We start from the raw sequence: 14423 nt of genomic DNA, 5'->3' as shown, positions 1-14423 counted from the left end.
ATATATTTATGTTTTTTATTATATGTTTTCTATATCTTTTAGTTCTATACCTAAAAGAGAAATTTTTTCAACAAATTTACCAATAGGAAATCCCATTACATTGAAAAAATCTCCATTTATCCCATTGACAAATATAGCTCCTTTTCCTTGTATACCATAGGAACCTGCCTTATCCATGGGTTCATTAGTAGATATATACCATTTTATCATATTATCGGATAATTCCCTAAAAGAAACTTTAGTAATATCATAATCTGTAATATCTATTTTTTTAGATAAGTTAATTAGACTATATGCTGTGATAACATTATGTTTTCTTCCAGATAACATTTTTAATGTATTAAAGGCATCACTTTTATTAATTGGTTTTCCTATTATTTTTCCATCTAGTTCAACTACGGTATCTGCACCTACAACAAATTCATCTGGATATTGCTCTGCAATTATCATAGTTTTTTTTCTTGCTATATCCATAATTTTATCTGTAAGGGAAATCTTGTCACTTATTTCTTCCATCTGGGTACTCTTAATTTTTATTTTAAATCCAGTATCTTCAAGAATTTCTTTTCTTCTTGGAGACTTAGAAGCTAGAATCATCTTTTTTTCCTCCAGGAGATCTTATTGTTAAAAGTTCTCTTTCTTTTTTAGACTTTTTTATTGATTTTTCAAGATTATTTTCTATCAGATTTTCTGTATTATCATTTATTTCTTCAAAAGTTTTTTCTTTTTCTGAAGAATCTGTTATAGTGAATAATGGAAAATCTATAGTGTTTTCATAAGCCATATCAGAAGCAGGATTTTCTTTTTTTTCTTTCTGTTCTGAAATTTCTTCTTTAGGTTTTTCCTCTTTTAGTTTAATAAAAAAATCTGGATCAATTATTTTTAAAAATTCTTCATCTTCTTCTGTTATATCAGGTTCTTTTATATTATTTATTATATCATTATTCTTATTTTCATCAATAGAGTAACTTTCTAAAACTAATTCCTTATTTAGAATAACTTCTTCAACTCTCTCTTTTATTCTTATTTCTTTTTCTAGTTCCATTTTTAATTTTTTATCAGCTTCTCTCTTTTCCAAAGCTTCTTTTATTGCTATCTGCTCTCTTAACAATTGCTCTTCTTTTTGTATTCTTTTCTTTTCTTTATGTTCATGATAAATTCTGCATATTGTTGTTTTAATGAATTTTGCAGTTATAAGAAAAAAAGTACAAAATATTAAAAAACCAAGTCCAGAATAAATATAGCAAAACATAATATTTTTTAAAATAAGATAGAATAAATAAGCTGCTATAAATCCTATTTTATATTTATATATAGAAAGATTGAGAAATTTTTCTATGATATTGTCATCTGCTAATTCCTTAGTAAAAGGAAGTTCTAATTTATATGTTATGAAAAGATAAAGACAGCTTATTAACAAAATGAAAAAGGCATGTAATTTTACATTAAATATCATTTTTTTCTTTCTATCTTTGATAAAGAAAAAAAGTGGTGAAAGTATTAGCATAAATAAAACTGGAAAAATTATAATACCAAGATAATTTCCTAAAATTAAATATATTCCAGTACTTTTTAATTTACCATTAAAGAAATAACTTGATATGAAATAAATAATAAAGTAAAGATATAAATATTTCAAGTGTAAAAATTTCAATATTCTTTTCATATCATCCCTCATTCTAAACTTACTATTAAACTATTCTATATTGTATCATAGAGAAAAATAGTTTTCAAGAAATATACCTTTGGCTTTTTTAAAGTTTTTTTTTGTGCTATAATTTACAATAGAGAAAGATGAAATTGAAAGGTGGTAAATATGTTAAATAAAGGTATAATCAAAGAGATAAATGGAGATAAAATAGTAGTAAAATTATATAAAGATACAGCATGTTCACATTGCAGTGGGTGTAGTGGAGACACAAAATATGGAAAAGACTTTGAATTTACAACAGATAGAAAAGCTGATATAGGAGATACAGTTACATTTGAAATATCAGCTGGAAAAATTATAAAAGCAGCTTCTATTGCATATGTATTTCCTGCTGTAGCAATGATATTAGGTTATTTTATAGCAAGTAAACTGGGATTTTCTGAAAACCAGAGTATTGCTTCAAGTTTTATAGCATTAGGAGTATCTTTTGTGTGTTTGTTTCTCTATGACAAGTTTATAGTTAAAAAACAAAAAAATTCTGAAATAGATATAATTTCTATTGAAAAAGAAGATATAGATGAAATGATAGACAGCTGCAAAAATAAAGATATATTTTAATAAATTAAGAGGAAAGTTATTTTTATTATCTCTTCTCTCAGATTGAAAGCAAATAGCCATTAAAAATAAAAAATTAATGGTTATTTTTTTATTTTAAGATATTTTTTTAAACTTTTAATAAAGCAAAGATTAATCATAGGTTTTTTATAGAGCATAGCAATATTATATTATTATAAAGAGACCAATTATGAAAAAATCAATGATATGGGGTTATATGTTCAGATTTTGATTTAAACTCTTTAATTGATATTATTTTACTGTCGTTAGAAAACTCAATAATTGACACACCATCAAATTCATGTTGAAAATTATTTTGTTCTTCTTTGAAAAACCATTCAACTACAATAGTAGATTCTGAATGAATAAATCTTTTGATTCTCCATTCCAATACTACTTGTTTTTGTAGCATAGCATTAATCCATAGATAAATTTCAGCTAATCCATGATATTCTGGGCCATAACATTCACTATAGTAAATATTTGAAGCAAAAAGTTTACTCAATAATAAAAAATCTCTCTCTATCCACATATTAAAATAAGAACTTATTGCTATTTCTTTTTGTAATGGACTCATATAATATTCTCCTTTTCATTTGTTTATTTAAAATAAGCTTCTATAAAAACTACAGTTATAAATTTTCTAAATAAAATCAAATAGTGCTATTTTTCTTCCTTGAAGTTTAAAGATAATAATATTACATAGAATATTTACCAAATTATAGATTTTAAAAATATTTTATTACTAAAATTCTTATAGGCCCTTTATTTTATAAATATTTTATCATATCTTTGTATATTTTTTCAAATAGAGAATACAATAATAATTTTTTGTAAATAAAATTAAGCTGCCCTAATAAAAAGGCAGCCTAATATCTATATAATTAGTAATTAAAACTCATAATTAAATTTTGTTTCATTTTTTTTTCGAGTATTTTTGATATTACTAATCTATGTTTTTATTTTGCTAATTTTTAGAAACTTTTCTTAATTGAATCTATATAAAAAATTCACTCCAACTCTTGTACTATCAGTATTTCCTTCTTTTCTGATTACTTCTACTCCTACACTATGGCCATATCTATGTACATATTTTAACTCTCCACCTATTTTCATTGTTCCTTTCATGTCTTTAGGTTTTTCTAAGCTATAATATCCAGAAGATGTGTTTTTGATCTTAGCTTGATTAGCACCATCGTATTCTTTTCCAAGTTCATATTCATAACTGGCTTTTGCTGTGAATACAAATTTTCCTTTGTCTGTATACTTAGTGAAAGCTAAATCTCCTCCTATCCCTGGTCTTACAAAATACATATCTTGAGATTTTATACTCAAATGTAGTCCATCTCCAGTTTCTTTAAAGTCTTGAGACATTCCATAGCCTAGTTTCATTGAACCAAATATTCCAGCTTTTATTTTATTTGACTCAGATAAAATTTCATATCTCAATTGGTTTGTCCACATTCCTTTTCCAGACCAATATTTACCATTATTTGTATAAGTACCATTACTAAGGTGGATTTTTCTATCTACATCATGGTGATTAATACTAATTTCTGCTCTTGATAACCATTTGAAATCTGTTCCATCTCCTAAATAGTCTTCATATCCCAACCCTAAATTAATAGAATAAGCAGTCTCTTTAGAGTCATTATCAAGGTCAAATTTAGTTTGGGCAAAACCGAAGCTCCAGTTGTGCTTTCTTCCAGTTTTCATCATATCATATTCTTTTACTGCCATGACACCTAATGTTTTATGCTTGTAATCTGATATTGATGGGTTGCTGTAATTTACTTTTCCACCAGATATGATAGATCCTATTTTTAGACTTTCTTTAGTGTATAGTTTATCATGTCTTAATTTATCATATGCATTGTCAAAAGTATCATTTATCTCTAATATTCTTTCCTGAATATTAGCATAAATGTTTCCTCTTATTTGATTATCCATCACAGAACCTAATTCATCCTTATTAGAAATACTGTCAATAGCATCAAACATAGCAAGTTCTTTTCCTTTAGCTCCTTCATATATTTCATCTAATCCCTTACCTAATTCTAAAGCTTCTGTTCCTTTAAAAAGAGAGGTATAAGGAATTTTTACCATAACAATTCTATAAGTATTAGGATTGTCTGGATCTACTTGCAGATCTGCTAACCAAGTAACAGATTGAGAGATAATAGAAAGAGAACCATCATTAGGAACATTTATTGCACCATTGAGGTATTGTACTACCTTTACAGTATCATTATTTCCTTGAGTCAATGTTGGCAACACAATTAATTCTCCATTTTCAAAAGATTCAGCATTGATAGTTCCAATATAACCATCACTTGCACTGCCTATGGCTACTGTTCCAAAATCTAATGGACCATTTACAGTTATTGTTCCTCCATTGTTTATAGTAACTCCATCCATAGTAACAGTAGGTCCATTACTATCTATAGTGATAGTTCCTACATTAACAAGAGTTCCCCCTCCTTTTAAAGTGTCAGAACCACCATTTAGAAGAGTAATTGTACCTTCATTGGAAATTATTCCATCTTCTCCCACATATATTCCTAAATTCCCAGTTCCATCTACAATTATATTACCATAATTATATAATTCTGCTTTTCTGTCAATATAGATACCTTCTGAACTATTTCCTTTTACTTCTATAACACCAATAGTATCATTGATTATAACTGCTCCTGTAGTTGCTGCTATTCCTCTGGCTCTGTTACCTGTAACAGTTATCATCCCTTTGTTGACAAGAGTAGATTTTTCACTACCCTCCATACCATAAGCTGAATTTCCAGAAACTATTATTGTTCCATTATTGATTGCGACTCCAGTAGGATTGTTAGCTATCATTCCAACACTATTATTTTCAGAAACATTTATTGTTCCATTATTAATAATTGTTCCTCCACCTATAGTTGTTACAATTCCAGTTAATGGATCAATTGTTTTAGTTCCAGTAGCCATTCCTATTGATATTTTTATGTTGCCTGTAACAACACTAGATTTTCCTACATCAATGACAGATTCATTAACTAAAGTACCATTATTAGTATACATTCCAATACTATAAGCACTTAATGCTAAATTAGTATAATTTACTCCAGTACCATTATTAGTATACATATAAATAGATTCTTCTCCAAGATTGAATATAGAACCACTTCTTGCTTCTATGTTTCCATTTTCTACTGCTAAACCTATTCCATATTTACCAGTAGTTATTGCAGCTCCATTATTGTGGTAAACATCAGTAGTGCCTCCACCATAAATTCCCACACTGGAAGCAATAGAATATTCCAGTGGATTAGTACCAGGTTTAGGTATTTTCTTTCCATCCCCTACAGTAATATTTCCATTGTTATTTATATTTCCATTTTCTATAAATATTCCATTAGACATTTCACCAAGTGTAATATTACCATTATTAACTACAGCTGAGCTTTGTCCATATATTCCTGAAGAGTATCCCACACTGTTGTTAATATTCCCACTGTTAGTTATAACTGTATTTTCACCATATATTCCTGCTGAGTTTGAAGCAATATTTATAGTTCCAGTATTAGAAGTATTGATAGAATTTTTGCTGTATATTCCCACTGTAGATTCTGTAGATGTTCCTTTTGCTAAAGTTATAGTTCCATTATTTTCTGCTGAAGTTGCATTTTCAGAAAAAATACCAATTCCAGAATTTCCAGTAAGATTGATAAAACCACTATTTTTAACTGTTGCTCCTGTACTTTTTGACACTATACCTTTGACATTTTTACCAGTTCCTATAAGATTTCCTATATAATTTAAGTTGCCTTGTTTATTGGCAAAAATTCCAATTGCGTTGTCTCCTTGCAATACTATAGATTGGTTATCATTGAAGTTGATTGTAGTACTGTCTAAGTAAATTCCAACGGCATCATTGTTTACTATAATTTTGTCTAAGTTAATAATACCAGTATCATAATTTCCTGTTCCTGAAACATAAATACCTACACTGCCAGAATCAGCTATTATTTTATTATTATGGAAGTTCACAATAGAGTTCGAATCTTCTAGATTAAGTGCTGTCATTAGATTACCAACAGTTATGTCTCCTGCTTTATAATCAATATCTCCACCATTTGCATATAAAAGAGAAGAATTTTGCCCAATAGTAGTAGTTCCATTTATTTCTAATTTTCCTTTGGAAATACTATTTTTACCTGAGTAATAAGCAACAGATTTATCTCCTACTACTACATTCCCATTTGATACTCCAAAAGCTCCATCTTCAGTATACATAGCTACAGAACCATTTCCTAATAGGCTTATACTTCCACTGTTAGTAATAGTAGTTCCTAGACCTGTTCCTACAAGGCCTTTAGCATTAATAGTAGTTCCTAGTATTGTCCCAGAGCTATTATTGGTTATAGTAGCACCTCCAGCACCCTGTAATCCACCATTTCCTACTTTAATAGCAGTATTGTTGATAGTTGTTGCTGATGTTCCATTTACAATTACATTTGCATAATCGATATTTAAAGTAGAACCACTGGAAGAGAAAACTAAATTTCCATTATCTAAATAGGCAAATATACCATCTACAGTATTATTAACAGTACCATTTGATACATTTAATGTTGCCCCATTACTTACATAGAATCCAATGTTATTATTTCCAGATATATCAACTTTTCCTAGAGTTCCTAGTGTAAATGTTGTGTTAGTATCCAAGTAAACTCCAATTCCTCTGTTAGCATTACTCATTGATAAAATATCTAACTGTCCATTATAGGTTATATCTGCTCCTGATAAGCCAGATGTATCTGATGCAAGATATAATCCAATACCATCACTTCCAGTTAATTTTATGTTAGTAGAAAGATTGCTAGCTGGAACACTATCAGCAATATACATTCCTATTGTTCGATCACTGCTATTAGGAGAAGCTCCACTAACATTAATTAAACCTGTATAAGAAATAGTATTATTAGCTAAATATATACCTATTCCACCAGATATGTCAAAATTATATGTAGTGCTTCCCATGATATCACCATTTTCAACATATACTCCTACTTTACTTGTACCAGATAGAGGACTTGTTCCTGTAATAGTTCCAAAATTAGTCAATACGGAATTATTATCTAAGAAAATTCCTACAGAATTATTTCCAAGTAAAGATATATTTCCTTGATTATTTATAAAAGAATTATTATCAGCATATATTCCAACTCCACCATTTTTAACAACTTGATTAGCAACATTTGTGAGAGCAATTCCATCACTTAGGATGTTAACGAGATTGCTTCCATTATGGTTTATAACTACATTATTTGTAACTGGACTAGAGTTATTATTATAATAAATTCCAATTCCTTTGTCTGCTCCATTGTAACTTATATTCAAATTTTGGTTAGCTGTTGCATTTAATGTGGAATTGTCAAGATATAATCCTATTCCCTCATTTCCCAATGTGATAGTTCCTGAATATCCTATCATATCAATAGTGCTGTCCTTACTATAGATTCCTGTACCGCTATTTCCTATTGAAATATTTCCATTAGTAAGCTTAAGTTTGGAATTCTGTGCTAAGGAAAGACCTACAGAATTATTTCCTAGAAGGTTAATATTACTTCCAGATAGATTAATGACACCAGTATCTTCAGCATGAACACCAATTGTATTTCCTACTGTGGATAGAGCATTTATAGTACCACCTGTTAAATTGGCTGTAGTTCCATTTTTTTCCACAAATATTCCTACTTTTCCTGCTGTATTGACATAAATATCTCCACTATTATTTACAGTAGCTCCATTAATTCCATCTCCTGATCCATAGATTCCTAAATTATTAGTAGTTATAGTCCCAGTATTCTCAGCAACTGTATTACCATTTGCAAATATTCCTATGGATGAAGATGAAAGTCCATTTATTATACCATCATTAGTAAAGATTGAATTTAATTCAGTATAGACACCTATAGAATTAGTACTTCCTGCCATTATATTAATAACATCAGTATTTTTTATTATAGCACCATTAGTACCATCTGAAGTGGCTACTATACCTATAGAAGAAGTTCCATTTACATCAATTTGCCCTGTATTTAAAGAACCACCTGTAGTTTTTCTCCCTGAAAGATACAATCCATATCCATTTGATATTCCATTTCCCAGTGTTATGTTACCACTATTTGTAATATCACTTCCTATAAAATATGAACCAATACTTTTAGTATTTAAATTAATATCTCCTAAGTTAGAAAAATTTAGTTCTTTACCATAAATTCCAATCAATTCGTTGGAACCGTTTACAATTATATCTGACTTATTTTGAGTGGAATTAGCTCCATAAAATAATCCAATAGGACTATCTCCAAGGGTTCCAGTACTGTTTAAAGTTACAGTTCCGCTATCACCAAAGGTTCCATTGAGATAGTATGCTCCTATGGCTACATTATTTGTGTCAGAAGATAAAGAGTAAGTAAAATCCCCAACAGTTTTACTGCTAGAATCTCCATTTAAAAAGTTTCCTATTCCATTCGGACCAACATTGTAGATTGTTCCAGTTCCTCCATTGATATTATAATTATTTCCACTTACATATACACCAATAGGAATATCACTGTTAAGTGTTCCAGAAGTAGTGATATTAAAGGTACTTCCTTGCAGTTCTATTTTTCTATTGCTTATTGCATTTGTTGCAAAGATACCTATTCCAGATAAACTATTAGTAAGATCAAATGTACTATTATTGATGATATTAGAATCATTTAAGTATATTCCTACATTATAGTTGTTTACTTTTATATTTCCTGTATTTTGATTGTTATTGCTATTTCCTTGAGAGTTTTCTAAAACCAGACCAATAACTCTATCTGTAGCATTAATGATGCTACTATTAAGAATTAAATTTGTGGAGTTATTTAATGTTAAAAATCCACTCCCATTATCTTTCACATACACTCCAACAGAATTTTTGTCATTGATATTCATTGTTCCAGTACCAGTCACAGAAATAACTCTATCAGAAATCAAGGATGGTAAAACAGGTGTTGTATTATCTTCATTAACTGCATATATTCCTATGGCATTATTACCATTTACTGCGATAAGAGAACCATCAGTACTAACTCCAGCTCTGGTACTGAATATTCCTGTTCCTCCTTTTCCACCTAGAACTCCAACATCAATAGAACCACTGTTAAAGACATCTACATCACCAGCAACTATTCCATACACTCCACCTGTATCAGTTGTTATGTTTCCACTGTTAATAATACTTCCTGTTCCACCAGGAATATTGTCTTTTGCAACAATACCTGCTATTATTCCAGTATGATTTGCTGTAGCAACATTAAGATGAACATTTATAGGAGTGATTATAGTTTGACCTAAATCATTGTCATAATATATTCCAGTAGCGTTTCCTGATGTAGATCCTGAATAAGTAAGAGTCAATTTATCAGAAGGAGCCATATATATATATGAATCCTTTGTAGCAGGAGATGGAAGAGATACATAGTTTCCTATTGTGTATACTCCAACACTACCTTCTTTTATTTCAATACCATAATCAGAATTAAAAATAACTTCAGAATTTTTACTATAAATTCCAATACTCTCATTTCCTACTTTGATATCAGAAGACCCACTTCCTGAAAGAGTTAACATGACTCCTTTGGAAGTATCGTTTCCCTTAGTATTAGTAACCATTATTCCTGTACTATTATCTCCTAAAGTTATCTTTCCTGTATTAGAAACCACTGTATTTGTCTTGATTACATCTGTATTATTTTCTGCATATATTCCAATGACATTAGCACCTGTGGCAGAGATATTCCCAGAATTAGATATATCTATTGACTTAGTAGCGGATGTCATTAGACCTGTATCTACTCCATAATTTTCTGGAGTGTCTGGAGTCCCCAGAGAGGTAGTTCGCCTTGATAGACCAACAATTCCCATTCCTGTACTAGTTCCAGTAGAAGAAGTAATATTGATATTATTAGTGTTTATTAGACTGCTGCCATTAACACCAGTCATTGCAACTCCATCTTTTACTGTTATTTGTCCATTATTAGTTATTGTTCCAAAACTTGTATAAGTTCCTATTGGATTAGTTCCGCCTGATATACTTATAGTTCCATTATTTATATATCCTGAGGTATTATTAGATGTTGCAGTAGAGTTAGAACCCATTACTAATCCATTTCCTGTTGTAGATGTAACAGTTGTGCCATTACTAAAAGTAACCAATTGATTTTGCATCACAATATTTTTGAAGGCATCATTAAAAGTTGCAGTATCCAAAGAAATTGTTGGAGCTGTTACATTTAAACTTCCATTGATTAAATAGCTTTCATAGTTTATAACTCCTGAATCTTTAGTAAGACTGTTTAATTTAGCATAACTACCAAGACTAGAAAGATAAGAACTTTCATTTCCATATGATAGAGTGCCACCATCAAAGATTCCAATATTTACTCCATCAGCTTTTATGTTTACACTTACATTTTGCATATTATTATATCTTGCAGCAACAATTTCTCCTGGTGTGCTAGTATTATCAGAATAATCATTTTTATTACCACTAATCAATAATCCTTTATACATATTGATTGCAACAGTGTTATCAAAATTGATCTTACTATTTTCATCGGCATAAAAGGCTACAGTATCAGTATAATTACCAGGAGCTCCTGATATTCCATGATTGATTGTCCCTGCAAAATCTACTTTTCCATAATCAGTAGCAACTACTCCACTGTATATTCCACTATTGATAATATTTCCTGTATTAACCATTTTTATATGAGAATCTTTTCCAGTTGCGAATCCACCTATACCATTAATTGTAGCTATACCATTAATGTTCACTCTTCCAGATTCATTGGCAAAAGCTCCTATATTTTTATATGTTTTGGATACAGTACTGCTAGAATTATCTACAGCTGTAATATTTCCATTTACATCTACAGTAGAATAAACAAAATTTGATGGATCCCATACTTTCCCTATTTTTCCATTAGCAAAAGCTATAATAGAACCATAGTTGTATGCATGAGTATCTCCATTCATAGTTACTTTTCCTCCATTATTGGCAAGAAAAGCAACACCTTCATTGGATGACATAGTAAGAGGTATATGGACTATTATCTCACTAGGTAAACTATATATTGACTGTCCTGATAGAAGATTACCAGGCCAATAATCATGAACTAATGGATCCCATATTCCATCTGAATATGCAATGATAGTACCCATTGATGCATCTGCTTCAGTGGTAGTAGGACCATTGATTCCATCGGAAAAAGAAGTAGTGGGACTCCCTATATCCACAAAAGAAGAGGAATGTCCTACATCAATTACAGTTCCTAATTTTGATAAAAACATAATTCCGTTTTTAGAATATTTACCAAATTTAATGTCAAATTCACCAATTTCAAGATTGTGTATAGGATCAAGATCATTAAAAGAATTAGCATCTCCCATTGCTACTGTAGGAATAATTCCCTCTCTTTGTCCAGAGAGGGTATAAACAGCCACATTAGCATCTACTGTAGAAGATGTGTATCCATTTTTTGTTAATTGACCTGAAACTGTTTGAGATGAAGTACTTCCATTGGAATCTAGAAATTCTCCTATTTTTGTTTTTAGAGAGATTTCTCCTTGATAAATACCAATTCTACCACCCCATGCGTCACCTTCACTTGTGTTGAAAAATAATGTTATATTTTCATCCCCAAATTGTTCTACATAATCATTAATAACAATAGAAGGAACATAATCATTAATACTTGCAGAGTGTTGAGGAGGGGCTCCTAAAAGACCACTACCTATATATTTGCTTGAATTGGTAACATAACCTAAATCAGATACCACTATATTAGATGCACCATCAAGAGTAATAACTCCATCATTTTTGATTTTGAAGCCCCTTGAATATCCTGCTATTACATAAATGGAATTATTTTTTGTTTTTACATTTATATCTACATCTCCAGTAATGGCACCTGCATAATATGGACCATCATCCCAAAAATTTGCTAAATTCCAACTTCGTTCATTGATAAAGTGTCCTTTTTGAATATTAAATACAGCATTATTATCTCCTAAAATATTAATGGTAGAATTGTTAATAGTTAAAAATGGAGAATTCCACCCCTCCATATTAACAGCAGAACTCATTCCATATAAATTGAAAGTAGAGCTACTAACATTTGCAGCTCCTACTAGATGTATGGCAGAAGTTCCTGTGAAAGGTCCTGTTCCTGACCAACCTCCAATTCCTGTGTTGCTACCAGCTACATGCATTGTAGTATTATTAACTATACCTATTGTGTTAGTATATCTCCGATAAAGAAAATTAAGAGTAGATAATCTTCTAGTAGAATTTATTAAATTAGGTATGGTTACAATAGCTGATGTAGTAGGATGCTCTAAAGATAGTCCATCTCCTCCTGAAACATCACTTATTACTCCTCCTTGTGTTACTCCAGACCATAATGTTCCTCCATTAACGATATAATTTTGTACAAGTGGAGCTCCATTTACAGTTCCAATAGTACTATAAGCAATTGTATCAGTATCTTCATTAATCCATCCATAGCCAAAATTACTAAATGGAGTTACATTTGGATCAGGGATAACTGTAGCTACAGTAGGGGGAGTAACTGTAATACTAGGTATATTTAATATATTTTGCGGAGCCATAGAAAAGCTCAAAACATTTGGTGTAACATTAAAAGTAGGTTGTGCAATATTAAGAGATATATTAGGTGGGACTACACTTACACCTGGGTCTGTAACTGATACAGACAAAAGATTAGGAGACCCTACTATACTAAGGTTAGGTATATTAGGTATAACCACTGTTGGCTTTGATATATTCACAGCAATAGCTCCAACAGAGTTTACAGAAGCAAAAGGAGCATTTACTTTAGTAGGAGCTGTTGGCATTGCTATAGAAAAGTTTGGTGCTACAGGTTTAGTAATTTCAGGGGTTCTTATAGAAGGTAATGTTACAAACTTATCTTCATAATCATAAATATTTGTATTTTTATTATATGAATCAGTCCAATTTAACCAACCACTTGATTTATAATCACCCATGGATCCTGTAAATTGATCTCTTCTATCATCCATGAAAGTATTTTTTCTTGAACTCCCTACCCATTTTTTACTAGAACTATCTCCAAAGTCATACCAAACAATAATAGAACCAAAGTGGCTCGGATTCCACGATTTACTATACCATTCCCCATGTTCTACTAATGATAAAGCATTAGTTCTAAGCTCTTTTAATTGCTTTTCATTTTTAAGTAAAATCTTTTCTACAACTTCTTTTTGAATAGCTAGATTATCTATTAATTCACTTTGATAAGATTCTATATCTTTTTTTAGTGTATCTATTTTAATCTCATCAGCAAATAATAGAGAACCTGATATCAAAAAAGAAACCAGTAAACTAGTACTATATGTAATTTTTCTTTTTAAACAATGCTTTAGGTTATCCTCAATACGAGTTTTTCTTTTCATTTCTTTCCCCCATGAAATTAATTTATAGTTATTTTTAATATAAAAATACTACTATAATATTTACGAATTTAATTTTTTAATTTTATTTTAGTTTTTTGTACATTTTTCATCTTTCTTATCTCCTAAATTTTCTTTAAATTTATTTTTAACTTCAGTTGTTTTTAAGACTTCAGTAGATATATTATTTATTTTTTCAAAAAGTATACAAGAAAATTAATAAAATTATAGAATTAATATATTTTTAAGAACTTTTTCAATTCTTTCTTTTAATTGAAATATTTATTAGAGATACAATATTTTAAAGTTAGAATTTTTGATAGTTAACCTCCTTTTTATAGAATATTATTGATAATATATACTTTTTATATCATATATATATTGTATATTGTATATTATTTAAAATAGAATGTCAATTTTATATTCATATTCTTTTCTTTATTGTTAAGTATTTTAGTATTATTTTTATATTATTTTGTAATATTAATAGAAATTTAGATAGTTTTCTAAATTTATATTTTAAATAGTATAAAACTTAAACTTTTTAGTATTAAATGTATTCTATATCTATTTGATTAATATATAATATTATTTTAGGTTCTAAAGCTTCGAAAAGAGGCTATAGGAAAGCTTTTATGTA

General features: G+C 29.5%; 5 protein-coding genes. 1 reads left to right on the top strand and 4 read right to left on the bottom strand.

The annotated features are described in order from the left end of the window. Positions 1 to 18 precede the first annotated feature (18 nt). Together E6771_RS01750 and E6771_RS01745 are read right to left on the bottom strand one after the other, a co-directional pair. Complete coding sequence (locus E6771_RS01750; RefSeq protein WP_316089212.1) at positions 19 to 597, bottom strand: Maf family protein; 579 nt, start codon at positions 595 to 597, stop codon at positions 19 to 21. Beyond that, positions 581 to 1666 carry an ABC transporter permease gene (locus E6771_RS01745; protein ID WP_316089211.1) on the bottom strand — a complete coding sequence of 362 codons (1086 nt, stop codon included), beginning with the start codon at positions 1664 to 1666 and terminating at the stop codon, positions 581 to 583. Before E6771_RS01745 ends, E6771_RS01750 begins: the two co-directional genes overlap by 17 nt. Before the next feature lie 150 nt (positions 1667 to 1816). Here E6771_RS01745 and E6771_RS01740 point away from each other — a divergent pair, with 150 nt between their 5' ends. Continuing rightward, positions 1817 to 2269 (top strand): SoxR reducing system RseC family protein, encoded by a 453-nt coding sequence (locus tag E6771_RS01740; protein ID WP_316089210.1) that lies wholly within the window; start codon positions 1817 to 1819, stop codon positions 2267 to 2269. A gap of 196 nt (positions 2270 to 2465) precedes the next feature. Here the strand turns inward: E6771_RS01740 and E6771_RS01735 are convergent, their stop codons facing one another. Together E6771_RS01735 and E6771_RS01730 are read right to left on the bottom strand one after the other, a co-directional pair. Then, the gene (locus tag E6771_RS01735) at positions 2466 to 2843 is read right to left on the bottom strand and encodes a nuclear transport factor 2 family protein (protein WP_316089209.1); all 378 of its coding nucleotides are present in this window, start codon (positions 2841 to 2843) and stop codon (positions 2466 to 2468) included. A gap of 410 nt (positions 2844 to 3253) precedes the next feature. Next, complete coding sequence (locus E6771_RS01730) at positions 3254 to 13786, bottom strand: autotransporter-associated N-terminal domain-containing protein (protein ID WP_316089207.1); 10533 nt, start codon at positions 13784 to 13786, stop codon at positions 3254 to 3256. Positions 13787 to 14423 lie beyond the last annotated feature (637 nt).

It is taken from the genome of Fusobacterium sp., assembly GCF_032477075.1.
Lineage (GTDB): Bacteria > Fusobacteriota > Fusobacteriia > Fusobacteriales > Fusobacteriaceae > Fusobacterium_A.
This window is presented reverse-complemented; position numbering and strand designations above follow the sequence as displayed.

What these genes read in the sequence shown, in the direction of transcription:
- E6771_RS01750 (WP_316089212.1), bottom strand. Translation starts at nt 597, where the DNA reads ATGATTCTAGCTTCTAAGTCTCCAAGAAGAAAAGAAATTCTTGAAGAT.
- E6771_RS01745 (WP_316089211.1), bottom strand. Translation starts at nt 1,666, where the DNA reads ATGAAAAGAATATTGAAATTTTTACACTTGAAATATTTATATCTTTAC.
- E6771_RS01740 (WP_316089210.1), top strand. Translation starts at nt 1,817, where the DNA reads ATGTTAAATAAAGGTATAATCAAAGAGATAAATGGAGATAAAATAGTA.
- E6771_RS01735 (WP_316089209.1), bottom strand. Translation starts at nt 2,843, where the DNA reads ATGAGTCCATTACAAAAAGAAATAGCAATAAGTTCTTATTTTAATATG.
- E6771_RS01730 (WP_316089207.1), bottom strand. Translation starts at nt 13,786, where the DNA reads ATGAAAAGAAAAACTCGTATTGAGGATAACCTAAAGCATTGTTTAAAA.